The sequence below is a fragment of the Gemmatimonadaceae bacterium genome (genome assembly GCA_040882285.1).
GTDB lineage: Bacteria > Gemmatimonadota > Gemmatimonadetes > Gemmatimonadales > Gemmatimonadaceae > JACDCY01.
Window position 1 is genome coordinate 295,503 of record JBBEBQ010000005.1, and the last position, 14,875, is coordinate 310,377.

Consider the following 14,875-nt stretch of genomic DNA (forward strand, 5'->3'; position numbering starts at 1 on the left):
AACCCTTCCCCGTCAAAGTCCCGCAAATCAGCCCCGTGGCCGACTCCGTCCAGCTCGACCATATAAGAAACTTCTGCATTGTCGCCCACATCGATCACGGGAAATCCACCCTCGCCGACCGGCTGATCGAAGCCACCGGCACGCTCGGCAAGCGTGACATGAAGGCGCAGGTGCTCGACACGCTCGACCTCGAGCGCGAGCGCGGCATCACCATCAAGCTCAACGCCGTGCGCATGCAGTACAAAGCGCGGAACGGCGAGGCTTTCGAGCTCAACCTCATAGACACGCCGGGCCACGTGGACTTCACCTATGAAGTCTCCCGCTCGCTCGCCGCGTGCGAGGGCGCGATCCTCGTCGTGGACGCGTCGCAGGGCGTGCAGGCGCAGACGATCTCCAACCTGTTCCTCGCGCTCGACGCGGGGCTCACGATCGTCCCCGTGCTCAACAAGATCGATCTTCCGAGCGCCGAGCCCGACCGGCGCCGCGCCGAGCTCGTCGAGCTGCTGGGCGTGGATCCGGACGACGTGCTGCAGGTGAGCGCCAAGGAAGGGATCGGCGTGCCGGAGCTGCTCGAGGAAGTCATCCGGCGAGTTCCCGCGCCGAAGGGCAGGCCGGCGGGACCGCTGCGCGCGCTGATCTTCGACTCGTACTACGACAAGTATCGCGGCGCGATCCCCAGCATCCGCGTGGTGGACGGCGAGGTGAAGCCGAAGATGCACATCGCGTTCGGCGCCGGCACCGAGACGTACGAGGTCGCGGAAGTCGGGTATTACCAGCTCCGCCAGGTGAAGGCGGACAGGCTCGGGCCCGGCGAGGTCGGCTACGTCGTGGCCAACGTGCGGCACGTGAAGGAGACGCGCGTCGGCGACACCGTGTTCGACGCCGAGCACCCTTCGACGCCGCTCCCCGGCTACAAGGAAGTCCGCTCGATGGTGTTCTCGGGGATGTACCCGACGGACACGCAGGCCTACGAGCAGCTTCGCGACGCGCTCGACAAGCTGCACCTCAACGACGGCTCGCTCTTCTTCGAGCCCGAGACGTCCACCGCGCTCGGCTTCGGCTTCCGCTGCGGCTTCCTCGGCCTGCTGCACATGGAGATCGTGAAGGAGCGGCTCGAGCGCGAGTTCGATCTCGACCTCATCTCCACCGTGCCGAACGTGGAGTACCACGTGTATCGCGGCGACGGGTCCATGTTGCTGCTGGAGAACCCCGCGCTGATGCCGCCGCTCTCGACCGTCGAGCGAATCGAGGAGCCGTACGTCAAGGCGCGCATCGTCGCGCCGGCGGAGTACATCGGGCCGATCATGACGCTCGGCACCGAGCGGCGCGGCATCTATGGGACGATGAGCTACATAGACCACGCCCGGGTCGAGTTCGACTGGGAATTCCCCCTGGCGGAGATCATCCTCGACTTCTACGACCGGCTGAAGACGATCAGCCGCGGCTACGCCAGCCTGGACTACGACGTGCTGGACTACCGCGCGAGCGATCTGGTGAAGCTCGACATGCTCATCAACGGCGACCCGGTGGACGCGTTCTCGGTGATCATCCACCGCGACAAGGCGTACGAGTGGGGGAAGAAGATCGCGGACAAGCTGAAGGAGCTGATCCCGCAGCAGCTGTTCTTGGTGGTGATCCAGGCGGCGATCGGCACCAAGGTGATCGCCCGCACGCAGGTGAAGGCGCTGCGGAAGAACGTGCTCGCCAAATGCTACGGCGGGGACATCACCCGCAAGCGCAAGCTCCTCGAGAAGCAGAAGGAAGGAAAGAAGCGGATGAAGCAGGTGGGCTCGGTCGAGATCCCGCAGGAAGCCTTTTTGGCGGTGCTCCAAGTCGATTAGATGACGTCACTGGTCGTGCAGACGAGCTTCATTGGCGACATGGTGCTGACCACGCCATTGATCGCGGAGCTGGCTCGCCGGGGACCGGTGGACGTACTCACCACGCCGATCACGGGAACGTTGCTCGCGAACAATCCCGCCGTCCGCCGCGTGATCCTGTACGACAAGCGCGGCGCGGACCGCGGGCCCGTCGGCCTCTGGCGCGCGGCGCGCTCGACGCGCGAGCTGTTCGACGAGGGCAGAATGCACCCCGTGAGCTACGACGCGGCGTATCTCGCCCAGGGATCGATCCGGAGCGCGATGGCCGCGCGCCTCGTGGGAGCCGGGGAGTACGTCGGCTTCAGTACCTCGGCCGGTCGCGCGCTGTACACCAGGGTCATCCCCTACCGCGAGGACCAGCATCACGCCGAGCGGCTCTGGTCGCTCGCCGCCTGGAACGAACCGGGCGCAGCCCCGGCGCCGAATATCCGCCCCGCGCTCTACCCCGGAGAAAAGGAACGCGAGGCCGTCGACGTTCTGCTGGGTCGAGCGCCGTCCAAGCCGGCGCCTCGGGGCAGTCACCAGTCACTAGTCACTAGTCACCAGTCACTCGTAGTCCTGGCTCCCGGCAGCACCTGGGCCACCAAGCGCTGGCCGTACTTCGCCGAGCTCGCGCGCATTCTCGCGGCGCGCTTCCGTGTAGCCATTGTCGGGAGCGACGCGGAGCAGGACGCCGCGCGCACGATCCGCAACGAAGCGGCAGTCGAGATCTGCGACGCGACCGGCCGGCTGTCGCTGCTCGGCTCGGCCGAGCTGATCGGACGCGCCGCGGCGCTCGTCACCAACGATTCCGCGCCGCTCCATCTGGCCTCGGCCATGAACACGCCCACGGTGGCCGTGTTCGGCCCCACGGTCCCCGCCTTCGGCTTCGGTCCGCTCGCCTCGCGCAATGCGGTCGCCGGCCTCGATTCCCTGGCGTGCCGCCCCTGCCACCGCCACGGCCCCCGCCGCTGTCCGCTTGGCCATTGGCGGTGCATGCGCGACCTTTCCCCGGAGCACGTCGCGCAGCTCGTCGAGACCGTAGCCGACGAGCGGTTAGCCAACAGCCAACAGCCAACAGCCAACAGCTAGCATGTCCGTCCGCGAGCGCTACATCGTCGGCGTCGACCTCGGCGGCACCAACATCGTCGTCGGCGCCATGCCGGAAGACGGGAGCTCGGAGCTGGCCATGCGGTCGCTCCCCACGCGCGGCGAAGAGGGACCGGCCGCGGTGGTGGACAGAATCGTCGGCATGGTCGAGGACGTCATCGCCGAGGTCATGGCGGATACGGGCGCGACGCGGGAAGACTTTCTCGGAGTGGGCATCGGCTCGCCCGGACCGCTCGACCGCGAGCGCGGCCTGGTGATAGTCTCGCCCAACCTCGGCTGGAAGGATTTCCCGCTGCGCGACGAGATCGGCTCCCGCGTGAAAATGCTCGCCACGCTCGACAACGACGCCAACTGCGCCACGCTCGGCGAGTGGTGGTGCGGCGCGGCTAAAGGTCACCGCAACGTCGTCGGAATGACGATCGGCACGGGCATCGGCGGCGGCCTCATCATCGAGGGCCAGCTGTACCATGGATCGTCGGACGCGGCTGGGGAGATCGGCCACACCACCATCGACTCCAACGGCCGCCTGTGCAAGTGCGGCAACTACGGCTGCGTCGAGGCGTACGCGAGCGGCACCGCGATCGCCATCCGCGCGCGCGAAGCGCTGGCGAACGGAGAGGGCTCGACCCTGCTCGCGCTCGCCGGCGGCGACCCCGCCAACATCACCGCCCAGACCGTGTACGAGGCGGCCAAGCAGAACGACCCGATCGCGCTCGAGGTCGTGCGCGAGACCGCTCGCATCCTCGGTACGGCCATATCCACGCTGATCAACATCCTCAATCCGGACATCGTGGTCATCGCCGGCGGCGTCACGCAGGCGGGCGACGCGCTGTTCGAGCCGCTGCGGAGCGAAGTCCGCCGCCGCGCCTTCAAGACGGCGGTGGACGCGTGCGAGATCGTGCCGGGAATGCTCCCCCTTTCCGCGGGCGTCGTCGGCGCGGTCGCGACCTTCAAAGCGCAGACGTTCGGGAAGGTGTAATGGCCCCGCGGCGGGTCGGGGTCATCGGCAGCTTCGTGTGGGACGAGATTCACGGCCGCGACCCGCGCGACACTCCCGTGCAGGAGTGGGGCGGGATCACCTACGCGCTGAGCGCGCTCGACGCCGCGCTGCCGCCCGACTGGGAAGTGGTTCCGCTGGTGAAGGTCGGCTACGACATGGCCGCGCACGCCCGCGAGTTCCTCTCGCGCCTCCGGCGAATCGCGCCGGACGCGGCGCCGATCGAGGTGCCGCACCCGAACAACCGCGTCGTACTCCGCTACACGAGCGCTGAGCAGAGATGCGAGCAGCTCATGGGCGGAGTCCCGACGTGGCACTGGCTCGGGCTCAAGCCGCTGCTCAAGGACCTGGACGCGCTGTACGTCAATCTCATCAGCGGCTTCGAGCTGGACCTGGAGACGGCGCAGCTCATCCGGCAGAACTTTTCCGGCCCGATCTACTGCGATCTGCACTCGCTGCTGCTGGCGACGAGCCCGGACGGAATGCGCATTCCCCAGCCGCTGCCGAATGCCACGGCGTGGTACGGCTGCTTCGACATCCTGCAAGTGAACGAGCAGGAGGCCGCGCTGCTCGCGCCGGATCCGATGACGCTGGCCGCGTCGGCGTTTGCAGCCGGCGTGCAGTTCCTGGCGCTCACCGCGGGGAGCCGCGGCGTCATTTACTTCGCCGCGCCAGGCTTCGAGCGCATCTCCGATCTCACAAAGCTTCGCGCCAATATGGTTCCCCACACCGGCGCGATTCGCACCGCGAAAATTTCCGCAACGGCGAGCAGAGAAAAAAATGGCGATCCTACGGGGTGCGGCGATGTGTGGGGAGCGACATATTTCTCCCGTCTTCTTGCCGGCGACACATTCATCGAAGCAATCGGGAGAGCGATGGTGGCGGCGGCGAGAAATGTCGATCACAAGGGCGCGACCGGCCTTGCGAATCACTTGAGGGGGGAACTCAGCGTCCGGTGACAACTCTGATCAATGTCCCACCTACACTGGATGACAAGACTTTTGAGCAGGTTCTCGATCAACTGGCCCCTCTCCCCGCCGACGACAAGATCATCGTCGACGCCCGCCACACGCGCTGGGCGTCCCCGTACGGGCTCACGGCGTTGCTGACGCTGGCCCAGTCGCGGCCGGACCGGCCCGGGTTCTACCCGCCCGAATCGGAGACGACCGGCTCGTACTGGGCCCGCACGGACTTCTACAAGCACGCGGAAGAGCTGTACGAGTTCCACGGCAAGGCGCAACGCTCCCCGCCGCACCGCGAGTCCGACGTTTTGCTCGAGATCACTCCGATCGTCCAGAGTGCGGACGTGCACAACGTCGTCGAGAGGATCCAGAAGAAGGCGCAGGAGATTCTCATGGGCAAGCTGAACCTCGATTCCAGCTCGACCATGCGCTTCACCATGGCGCTCTCCGAGGCGTGCCAGAACATCATCGAGCACGCCGGCTGCGGCGGCTGGGTGGCGGTGCAGACCTACACCTGGCAGCAGCGCCTGAACGGGCGCCGCGTCGTCGTGATCGCCGTGTGCGACGCCGGAGTCGGCTTCCGCCAATCGCTGGAGAGCTCGCCGGCCCGGCGGCTGCGCGACCGCTGGAACGACGCGATCGCGCTCGAGGACGCGGTGCTCAACGGAGTGAGCCGCTTCACCGACAAGGGACGCGGCCAGGGCTTCGCCGGGATGCGGAAGTTCGTCAGCCACTGGGATGGCAAGCTCTCGGTGCGGAGCGGCACCGCGCGGATCGTCGCGAGCGTTCCCGACTGGGACCCGGACGAGATGGCGCGCGAGGAAGGGCTGTCCCCCTTTCCCGGCGCGCAGCTGCAGATCACGATCCCGCAGAGGGTCGCGTAGCATGGTCAACCACATCGACCTCAGCTCGGTTCTGAAGCGCAGCGTCTGCGCGCTGTACTCGAATCTCGTGACCCGCCCGACAGGCGCCGCCGTCCGCACCGAGATCGAGCTCCAGCTCGGCCAGCTCGGCCCGCAGGCCCTCACCATCATCGACTTCTCCCACGTCGGCGCGCTCGACTTCTCCTGCGCCGACGAGATAGTCGCGAAGCTGCTCCTCTCGAGCATCGCGAACCCTGAGCGGCAGGACGTGTATTTCGTATTCAGGGGAATGACCGACTCTCACCTGGACGCCATCGAGACCGTGCTGGAGCGGCACGGGCTGGCGCTGGTCTACGACCGGGGCGCGGACGACGTGCGCCTGTTCGGCGACATCGATCCCGCCGGCCGCGAGGCGTGGGAAGCCGTGTTCAACTGCGGCGGCGGGCCGGCCGACGAGATCGCCGCCACCGTCGGCATCTCCTGCGAGGAAGCGAGCGCGCTGCTCGAGGACCTGCGCCGCCGCCGGCTGCTGATGCGCACCGAGGCGGGCTACGTGGCGGTGCGCCCGGTATCTTGATGCTGGGGATGCGGCCGGCGACGATTCGCAACCTGCGCACGAGGGAGGGCGATCTCCGGGTGACGCGCTACGTCGCCACGCGCCGCGGGGACCCGGAGCGCGGGCCCAAGATCTGGATGCGCGCGTCCGACGCGCTGATCCGCCTGGTGGAGAACGGCGAGCTCGTCTGGGTGTTCGGCCCCAGACGGCACGAGCTGGCCGAGCTGGAGATCGACGACTCCATTCCGGAAGGCGACGTCTTCGCGCGCGACATCGCCGGACTTTCAATCTCGGAGTACATCCGCGTGTCCAAACCCGATCTCGACACACCTCGCAACCGGAGCAGGGCCTGACCGGACCGGAGCTGGACCGGCCCCGCGGCCTCGCGACGCTGGCCATCCACGGCGACACCAAGCGGCGTGAGGCGGACTCGCCCGTGGGCGAGCCGCTCGTGCAGTCCGTCAACTACGTGCAGGACTTCGGCACGGAGTCGCTCAAGTACGCGCGTTACGGCAACACGCCGAACATCCAGTCGCTGGAGCGCACGCTGGCGCTGCTCGACGGCGCGGAAGCGGCGGTGGTCACGTCCAGCGGGATGGGCGCCACGGCCTGCGCGATGCTGGCGCTGCTCCGCCCCGGCGATCACCTCCTCGCAAGCGCCTGGATCTACGGCGGGACCCACCATCTCTTCACCACCGAGCTGCGCGGGCTCGGCATCGAGGTCACGCTGGTGGATCCGTCCGACCCGCGCGTGTGGCGGAAGGAAGCGCGGCCGGAGACGCGCGCCATCTTCCTCGAGACGCCCGTCAATCCGACGTGCCGCGTCATCGACCTCGCGCCGATCCGCGGCTACACCAACGCGCAGGGGATTGCGCTGGTGATCGACTCGACGTTCGCGAGCCCGATCAACTTCCGGCCGCTCGAGCACGGCGCCGACGTGGTCATCCATTCGACCACCAAGTACCTCAACGGCCACCACGACGTGCTCGGCGGGGTCGTGCTCGGCTCCGCGTCGTTCGTCGACGAGGTTCGCGACAAGGTGAAGTACTGGGGCCAGGCGCCGGACCCGTTCGCGTGCTGGCTGCTCTCGCGCGGCCTCAAGACGCTGGGCGTGCGCGTGCGGCAGCAGAACGAGAGCGCGCTGCAAGTCGCGCGCTGGGCCGAAAAGCAGCGCGCGATCTCGGCGGTGCACTATCCCGGGCTCGAGTCGCACCCCGATCACGAGATCGCGCGCGCGATTCTGTCGGGGTTCGGCGGGATGCTCGCGATCGAGCTGGCCGGCGGCGCGCCCGCGGCGGACGCGTTCCTCCGCAAGCTCAAGCTGTTCACCCACGCGGCCAGCCTCGGCGGCGTCGATTCGCTGGTCATCGAGCCGCGCTTCTCGTCGCACGCGCGCATGACGCCCGAGGAGCGCGCCGAGATGGGTATCCCGGACGGATTCGTCCGGCTGAGCATCGGCGTCGAGGACGTCGAGGACCTGATCACGGATCTCGCTCAGGCGCTTTCCTGAATGATCAGGTTTCAGGGCGTCGGCAAGGAATACCCACGCACCGGCATCGCGCTCAGCCACATCACTTTCCACGTGCGGAAGGGGGAGTTCGCGTTTCTCACGGGGCCGAGCGGCTCGGGCAAGTCCACGATCCTCAAGCTGGCGTACATGGAGGAGAAGCTCAGCCACGGTGACGTGCGCGTGAGCGGCCTGAGCGCGCGGGGAGCGTCGCGCCGCGAGATCGCCAAGCTGCGCCGCAAGCTCGGGATAGTGTTCCAGGACTTCCGCCTGCTGGAGGATCGCAACGCCGAAGCGAACGTCGCGTTCGCGCTGGAGGTCACCGACACGCCGAAAGCCGCGATCCAGCCGCGCGTGCACCGCGTGCTGGCGCAGGTGGGACTGGCATCGAAGGCCACTTCGTTTCCGCGCGAGCTGTCCGGCGGCGAGCAGCAGCGCGTCGCGATCGCGCGCGCGCTGGTCAACGATCCGTTCGTGCTGATCGCCGACGAGCCGACGGGAAATCTGGACGACCGCGCGACGCGCGGAATCTTTCAGTTGCTGCGCGACATCAACTCGACCGGCACCGCCGTCCTCATGGCGACGCACGACCTCGAACTGGTGCGGCGGACCGATTATCGCGTGATCGAGCTGAACCACGGACGCATCGTGTACGACTCGGCCGAGCCCCCGCCGACTGAAGCGGCCGGAGGCGCGCCGTGAGGCTCGCGACGCGCGAGGCGTTCACCGGCTTCCGGAAATCGCCGCTGCTGAGCGTGCTCGGCATCGTCACGATCGCGTTCTCGCTGTTCGCCTTCGGGCTGTTCGCGCTGGTGGCGCTGAATATCCGCAACGCGCTGCAGGCGGTCGAGGAGCGGGTCGAGATCCGTGCGTTTGTCGCCGACGGGACGTCGCCGGAAGCCATCGCGACCGCGATGGGCGACATCGGCTCGTTTCCGGAGGTGCAGCAGGTCACCTACGTGTCGCCGGATGACGCGCTGGTGCGCGCCAAGGAGGAGCTGCGCGAGTTCAGCGACGTGTTCGAGAGCGGCTTCCTCCCCGGATCGATGGACATCCGCCTGCGCCCCGGGTTCCGGGACCCGGCGACGGTGAAGTCGGTGGCCGACCGGGCCGGCACGTACGAGTTCGTCGACGACGTCCGCTACGGCCAGGAGTGGGTCGAGAAGCTGTACCGGCTGCGCACGCTGGCGACGTTCGCGGGGCTCGCGCTCGGCGCGGCGTTCGCGCTCGTGGCCGTGATCATCATCGGCGCGACGATACGCACGGCCGTGCTCGCGCGCAGCCGCGAGATCGCGATCATGCGGCTCGTCGGCGCGACCGACGGATTCGTGCGCATGCCCTTCCTCATCGACGGGTTCGTGAAGGGAGTGCTCGGCGGCCTGCTGGCGCTGGGCATGACGTGGTTCGCCGCCCAGACGATCACCCGCCACATGATTCAGACGGAGTTCTTCGACGCGCGCGTGGCGGCCGTCGGCGTGATCGCCGGCGCGCTCATCGGATTGCTGGGGAGCCTCTTCTCGGTAGGCCGGCACCTGAACGAGGTATGAAGCGCTGTTGGCTGTTGGCTGTTGGCTGTTGGCTTTCCGTCGGCGCGGCAACGGCGGTCCACGCCCAACAACAGCCGCAGACCACCGAGGCGCGGCTCAGGGCGCAGCGGGACGAGCTGGAGCGGGTACGCCGCGAGCGCGAGGAGCTGCAGCGGCGGATTGCCGGGCTCCAGCGCACCGCGCACAACCTCACGGACGAAGTCCAGCTCCTCACGCGGCAGCGCGAGGCCACCAGGCGCGTCGTGCAGTCGCTCGACCGGCAGCTCATCGCGATCACCGAGGAGGTCCGGACCACCACCACCAACCTCGTGCGGGCCGAGGACGAGGCGGCGATCAAGCACGCCATCCTTCGCAAGCGTGTGGCGGACATTTACAAGCGCGGCCCGCTGTTCACGGCGGAAGTCCTGCTCTCCGCGCAGTCGTTCGGGGACTTGATCGCGCGCTACAAGTACCTGCACCTCCTCGCGCAGCGCGATCGCGCGCTGGTGCGCCGCGTGGACGACCTGCAGCGGCGCATCAGGGACAACCGCGCGCAGCTGGTGCGGCTCCAGGGCGACGTGCGCCAGAACATGCTGGACAAGGCCGACGAGGAGCAGCGGATCGCCGGGCTGCAGGAGCGCGAGCGGCAGGCGCTGCGGAACGTGCAGGCGGACACGCGCCGCACGAGGCAGCGCCTCGCCGAGCTCGAGCGGACTGCGCGCCGCCTGACGAGCGTCATCGAGAACTTCGAGGCGGAGCGCCGGCGGGCGGCGGCGCGGACGGGCGCGACACGCGCGCCCAGCACCATTCGCACCGCCGATCTCGGCCAGCTGGACTGGCCGGTGGAAGGCAACATCCTGTACAACTTCGGCCGCGTGGTTAATCCCAACAACACGACCACGCGCTGGAACGGAATCGGCATAGCCGCCGACGACGGCACGGCGGTTAAGTCGGTGTCCTCAGGCACCATCGCGCTAGCGGAAGTCATGGGTACGTACGGCAACACCGTGATCGTCGAGCACGGCGGCGGCGACTATTCCGTGTACGGCTCGCTTCGCAGCATCAGCGTGCGAAAGGGCGCGCGCGTGACGAAGGGCCAGGTCCTCGGTACGGTCGGTGCCACCGACCCGACATTTCCTCCCCATCTCCACTTCGAGATCCGCCGCGGCGGCCCGGCGGTAAATCCGCTGACTTGGCTGCGTGGCCGGCAGTAAGCCGGCGCCCCTCGGCGCGCACGGAAGCGCTCGGACTGAATTGAGGAGTTTTATAGAGTTACAGAACGTGCCGCACGTCCTCGGCGATCTCTTCCGGTCTCAAGCCCGGGGGAAACACGAACCGGATCCGCCCGCGGCGATCCACCAGATAAACGCGGCTCGGGTGCGCCATGGCCGTGTGGCCTGACGGCAGCGTTCCTTCGGCGAAGGCCGTCACGCCGAAACCCTGCGCGACCGTGGCGATCTGGTCGGGGGAGCCGGTCAGGCCCACGAAGGCGGTGTCGAATTTCGCCAGATATTGCTCGACCACCTCGGGAGTGTCCGTCTCCGGGTCGATCGTGACGAACACGAAGTTCACGTTCAGCGCCGCGCTGCCCAGCGCCTCCTTCACCCGCGTCCAGTCGGCCAGCGTCGTGGGACAGATGTCCGGGCAGTTGGTGTAGCCGAAGAAGACCAGCGAGGCCCTTCCCCGCTCGGCACCGATCGAGAAGCGCGAGCTGTCGTCGCGTACGAGCGGCTCGATGGGCGCGGTCACCATGGGGTTGAGCGGAATGCCGTAGAACTTGTACTCGTCGCGGCAGCCACTCAGGAGGAGCAGACACGAGGCGGCTCCAACGGCTCGGGCGAACTGGCGCAGCAGGCGTCGACTCATATTGTGTCCTCCGAGATCGCTGCTGGTGGATCGTGAAATCTAGGCCGTGGCGCCCTAGGGAACGCGGCTCTGGATCGGGAGTCGAACAAATTCCTCGCTGCCGGGGTTTAATTGGTGTGGGAGTTGCAGCGCCCCGGTTGTTTCCCGGGCTTTGAATCCTGAACGACCGCATCCACCGCAGCGGTCGGTATCTTTCCGCGGACATGAGCCTTATCGCACTCCGTCGCCGAACGCTCACCATCCTTTTCGCCGCCGTCCAGCTTGCGCTGCCGGTGGCGTTGAGCGTTGCGCACGCGACGGCGAGCACCGGGCTCGGGGCACCGGCCCATGTCGAGGAGACATCCGGGAGCAAGTGCAGCGCCGCCCACGTCGACGAGTGCATCGTCTGCCGTCACCTGTCTACCAACGCCGCGAAGAGCCCGGCCCCGCCGTCGATCGCCGCCCGCTCGGCTGTCGCGCAGCCCGGAGCGGCCAGCGCGCTCGCCGCCCGCTCGCTCTCCCCCCACGCATTCCAATCGCGCGCACCCCCTGACCTGAGCGCTTGACGGACGCCGGAGCACTTCGCTCCCGGCGAAAGCTCAGTTCAGGAGAACCACAAATGCGATTGTTGGCAACGACTACGAATCTCTCAGTCGCCGCGATGCTGTGCGCCGCTCAGCTCACTGCCCAGCAGACTCCCGACACCACTGCCACCACGCCGGGTACGGTGCAGCAGCCGTCAGCGACCGCTCGCGCTGCGATGTACATGAACATCGGCTTCACTGCCTTGGTGGACGCCGGCTGGTCCACGGAGCCGGATGTCCCGTCGCTACAGCTCGGTGACCACGATCCGCGCGTCCGCGGGTTCACGATCCCCAACACCGAGCTGACGCTGGACGGTGCGGTCGACCCGTACTTCAAAGGCTTCAGCAATATCGTCTTCAAGCTCGACGAAGGTGGTGAAACCGGCGTCGAGCTGGAGGAGGCCTACCTCCTCACAACGTCACTGCCCGCGAATTTGCAGCTGAAGCTCGGCCAGTTTTTCACGGAGTTCGGCCGGCAGAATCCGCAGCATCCGCATTCCTGGGCCTTCGTCGATCAGCCCCTCGTGCTCAACCGGATGTTCGGACCGGAGGGACTTCGCAGCCAGGGCATGAGACTCTCGTGGCTCGCGCCGACGCCGTTCTATACCGAGGCGATGCTCGGCGTCATGAACAGCGTCGGTGGAACGACTTTCAGCTTCCAGTCCGAGGAGTCCCCGGAGATTCACGGGGGCGTCGTACCGGGGCCGGCGGTAGAGTCGCCGGGGGACATGCTGATCGTGCCGCGCATCGTCAGCTCGTTCGAGCTGACCGGGACCCAGACATTGCTGTTCGGCGTGTCCGCTGCGCTGGGGCCGAATAATTCCGGACCGTCAGCCAGGACCCGGATCTTCGGCGTCGACGCCTACTACAAATGGAAGCCGGCCGCGGCGCAGCAGGGTTTTCCTTTCGTGTCGCTCCAGGTGGAAGGGCTCGCCCGCCGGTACGAAGCGGCCGAGCGGGAGGCGGCGGAAGACGCGTCGATCCTCTTGCCGAACGAGACACTGCGCGACCGCGGCTGGTACGGCCAGCTGTTGTACGGCATTCGGCCAAGGATCGTCGCCGGCCTTCGCGCCGATGTCGTGTCCGGCGACGAGGCCTCGTTCGCCTCCGAGCTGCGCACCGATCGATTCCGGCTTTCGCCCAACGTGACCTGGTATCCGACAGAGTTCTCGAAGATCCGCCTGCAGTACAACTACGATGACAGAAAGAGCGTGGGAACCGATCACTCGGTCTGGATGCAGTTCGAGTTCCTGCTCGGCGCCCATGCTTCTCACAAATTCTAGAGGTACATCATGAACAAGCTCACTGCAATCAAGCTCGCGACAGTCGCGCTGATCGCGCTTGCCGGAACGGCGGCCTCGTCCGCCGCTAGGCTCCGCGTCGTCGCCACGACGCCCGATCTCGCGGCGCTCGCGCGGGAGATCGGCGGCAGCGCGGTCGAGGTGACCGCGCTGGCGAAGCCGACGGAGGATCCGCATTACGTCGACGCCAAGCCCAGCCACATCGTGACCCTCAATCGCGCTGATGTGCTGATCGAAGGCGGTGCAGAGCTCGAGCTCGGCTGGCTGCCGCCGTTGCTCGAGAGCGCGCGCAACTCCAAGATCGGGTCCACGGCTCCCGGCAGAGTCGTGGCGTCGCAGGGAATCAGGATGGCCGAGATTCCCACGACATTCGATCGGTCGCGGGGAGACGTCCATTCCCTGGGGAATCCGCATTTCCTGATCGATCCGCTGAGCGCCAAGGTCGTCGCCGCCAACATTGCCACTCATTTCGCGCAGGCCGATCCCGCGTCGGCGGCGCTGTACCGGGCGAACCTCGCGAGCTTCATGGCCCGGATCGACGCGAAGCTCCGCCAGTGGGAAGGGCAGCTCGCACCTTTCAGAGGCGCGAAAATCGTGACCTATCACAAGGACTTCGTGTACTTCGCGAGTCGGTTCGGCCTGGAGGTCCTCGAGACGCTGGAGCCAAAGCCCGGCATCGCGCCGTCCCCCGCGCATCTCGCGCAAGTCATCGGCGCAATGAAGGCCGCCAACGCTCGCGTGATACTCGTGCAACCGTACCAGAATCGGAGAACCGCCGAGACGGTCGCGCGCCAGACCGGGGCGCGCGTACTGGACATCGCGCAGCAGCCGGGCGCGCGCAGGAACACCACGACGTACTTCGACATGATGGACTACATGGTCACCACGCTCGCGACGGCCCTTCGGGGAGGCTGACAGTGAACGCGCAAATCGCGTGGGAAGTCATGAAGTGGCCGCTGGCAGCATGCCTCCTGCTGCCGCCGTTGCTCGCATATCTCGGACTGCACGTGGTCAAGCGGGAGGTCATTTTCGTCGATCTCGCGCTCGCGCAGGTTGCCACGCTCGGCACCTGCGTGGCGCTGCTCATGGGCTATCACTTCGACGACCGCGTCACCTTCTGGATCTCGCTCGCCGTAACGTTCGTGGGCGCGGCCTTCTTCAGCTGGTCGCGCAGTACCCGCAAGAGTGAAGTTCCGCAGGAGGCGATCATAGGCATCACTTTCGTCGTCGCCGCCGCGGGCGTGATTCTCCTCCTCAGTCGTGTGGCCGGAGGAAAGGAGGAGCTCGAGCATCTGCTGACCGGCGACATCCTGAACGTCACGAAGGGCGAAGTGGGGCAGCGGGTGGTCCTCTTCGGCGCGCTGGGCGCTTTCTACGGCGCGTTCCATCGCAAGTTCGCGCTCATCTCATCCGATCCGGCGCGGGCCTTCGCGCAGGGCATGCGGGTCAGGCTGTGGGATTTCCTGTTTTATGCCGCGTTCGCGATAGTCGTCGTGAGCTTCGTGCGGATCGCCGGCGTGCTGCTGACGTTTGCGTACCTGATCGTGCCCGCGGTGTGCGGCGTGATGCTCGCCCGGCGATGGATCCATCAGCTCGTGGTCGGATGGGCCACAGCCGCTGTCGCGAGCCTGCTCGGACTCTGGGCGTCGTACCAGATGGATCTGCCGACGGGGGCGGCGATCGTGGGCACCTGCGGCCTAATGCTGGCCGTCGTCGCGGTCGCCGCGACGCTGCGGCCGCGAGCGCCTGCGTGAGCTGACGACGG

Annotated in this window: 16 protein-coding genes; 15 read left to right on the top strand and 1 reads right to left on the bottom strand. The window is 67.3% G+C overall.

The window, feature by feature from the left end; genetic code table 11:
• The first annotated feature begins 35 nt into the window (after positions 1–35).
• The 11 genes from lepA to WEA80_02295 are packed head-to-tail and all read left to right on the top strand — an operon-like array spanning position 36 to position 10,594.
• Positions 36–1,841: a translation elongation factor 4 gene (gene lepA / locus WEA80_02245; protein ID MEX1185386.1), complete on the top strand. Its 1,806-nt coding sequence runs from the start codon at positions 36–38 to the stop codon at positions 1,839–1,841.
• The gene (locus WEA80_02250; protein ID MEX1185387.1) at positions 1,842–2,951 is read left to right on the top strand and encodes a glycosyltransferase family 9 protein; all 1,110 of its coding nucleotides are present in this window, start codon (positions 1,842–1,844) and stop codon (positions 2,949–2,951) included.
• Between the two features lies 1 nt (position 2,952).
• The gene (locus tag WEA80_02255) at positions 2,953–3,948 is read left to right on the top strand and encodes an ROK family protein (GenBank protein ID MEX1185388.1); all 996 of its coding nucleotides are present in this window, start codon (positions 2,953–2,955) and stop codon (positions 3,946–3,948) included.
• Positions 3,948–4,925 carry a carbohydrate kinase family protein gene (locus tag WEA80_02260; protein ID MEX1185389.1) on the top strand — a complete coding sequence of 326 codons (978 nt, stop codon included), beginning with the start codon at positions 3,948–3,950 and terminating at the stop codon, positions 4,923–4,925. Before WEA80_02255 ends, WEA80_02260 begins: the two co-directional genes overlap by 1 nt.
• The gene (locus WEA80_02265; GenBank protein MEX1185390.1) at positions 4,922–5,812 is read left to right on the top strand and encodes an ATP-binding protein; all 891 of its coding nucleotides are present in this window, start codon (positions 4,922–4,924) and stop codon (positions 5,810–5,812) included. Before WEA80_02260 ends, WEA80_02265 begins: the two co-directional genes overlap by 4 nt.
• Before the next feature lies 1 nt (position 5,813).
• A complete protein-coding gene (locus WEA80_02270; GenBank protein ID MEX1185391.1) occupies positions 5,814–6,368 on the top strand; it encodes a hypothetical protein in 555 nt (184 codons plus the stop codon).
• On the top strand, positions 6,368–6,700 hold the full coding sequence (locus WEA80_02275; protein MEX1185392.1) for a molybdopterin dinucleotide binding domain-containing protein: 333 nt from the start codon (positions 6,368–6,370) through the stop codon (positions 6,698–6,700). Before WEA80_02270 ends, WEA80_02275 begins: the two co-directional genes overlap by 1 nt.
• Before the next feature lie 44 nt (positions 6,701–6,744).
• Positions 6,745–7,857 (top strand): aminotransferase class I/II-fold pyridoxal phosphate-dependent enzyme, encoded by a 1,113-nt coding sequence (locus WEA80_02280; GenBank protein ID MEX1185393.1) that lies wholly within the window; start codon positions 6,745–6,747, stop codon positions 7,855–7,857.
• On the top strand, positions 7,858–8,556 hold the full coding sequence (ftsE, locus tag WEA80_02285) for a cell division ATP-binding protein FtsE (GenBank protein MEX1185394.1): 699 nt from the start codon (positions 7,858–7,860) through the stop codon (positions 8,554–8,556).
• Positions 8,553–9,401: a permease-like cell division protein FtsX gene (locus WEA80_02290; protein ID MEX1185395.1), complete on the top strand. Its 849-nt coding sequence runs from the start codon at positions 8,553–8,555 to the stop codon at positions 9,399–9,401. Before ftsE ends, WEA80_02290 begins: the two co-directional genes overlap by 4 nt.
• On the top strand, positions 9,398–10,594 hold the full coding sequence (locus WEA80_02295) for a peptidoglycan DD-metalloendopeptidase family protein (protein MEX1185396.1): 1,197 nt from the start codon (positions 9,398–9,400) through the stop codon (positions 10,592–10,594). Before WEA80_02290 ends, WEA80_02295 begins: the two co-directional genes overlap by 4 nt.
• Before the next feature lie 58 nt (positions 10,595–10,652).
• Here the strand turns inward: WEA80_02295 and WEA80_02300 are convergent, their stop codons facing one another.
• Positions 10,653–11,246, bottom strand: a complete 594-nt coding sequence (locus tag WEA80_02300; protein ID MEX1185397.1) for an SCO family protein — start codon at positions 11,244–11,246, stop codon at positions 10,653–10,655.
• Between the two features lie 203 nt (positions 11,247–11,449).
• Between WEA80_02300 and WEA80_02305 the strand changes: the two genes are divergently transcribed.
• Genes WEA80_02305 through WEA80_02320 form a run of 4 tightly spaced genes read left to right on the top strand, consistent with a single transcriptional unit; the run spans position 11,450 to position 14,864 of the window.
• On the top strand, positions 11,450–11,791 hold the full coding sequence (locus tag WEA80_02305) for a hypothetical protein (protein MEX1185398.1): 342 nt from the start codon (positions 11,450–11,452) through the stop codon (positions 11,789–11,791).
• Between the two features lie 53 nt (positions 11,792–11,844).
• Entirely contained in the window at positions 11,845–13,092 is a 1,248-nt protein-coding gene (locus tag WEA80_02310) for a hypothetical protein (GenBank protein MEX1185399.1), read from the top strand.
• Positions 13,093–13,101: 9 nt separating this feature from the next.
• A complete protein-coding gene (locus WEA80_02315) occupies positions 13,102–14,025 on the top strand; it encodes a metal ABC transporter substrate-binding protein (GenBank protein ID MEX1185400.1) in 924 nt (307 codons plus the stop codon).
• Positions 14,026–14,027: 2 nt separating this feature from the next.
• Positions 14,028–14,864: a metal ABC transporter permease gene (locus WEA80_02320; GenBank protein ID MEX1185401.1), complete on the top strand. Its 837-nt coding sequence runs from the start codon at positions 14,028–14,030 to the stop codon at positions 14,862–14,864.
• Positions 14,865–14,875: the final 11 nt, after the last annotated feature.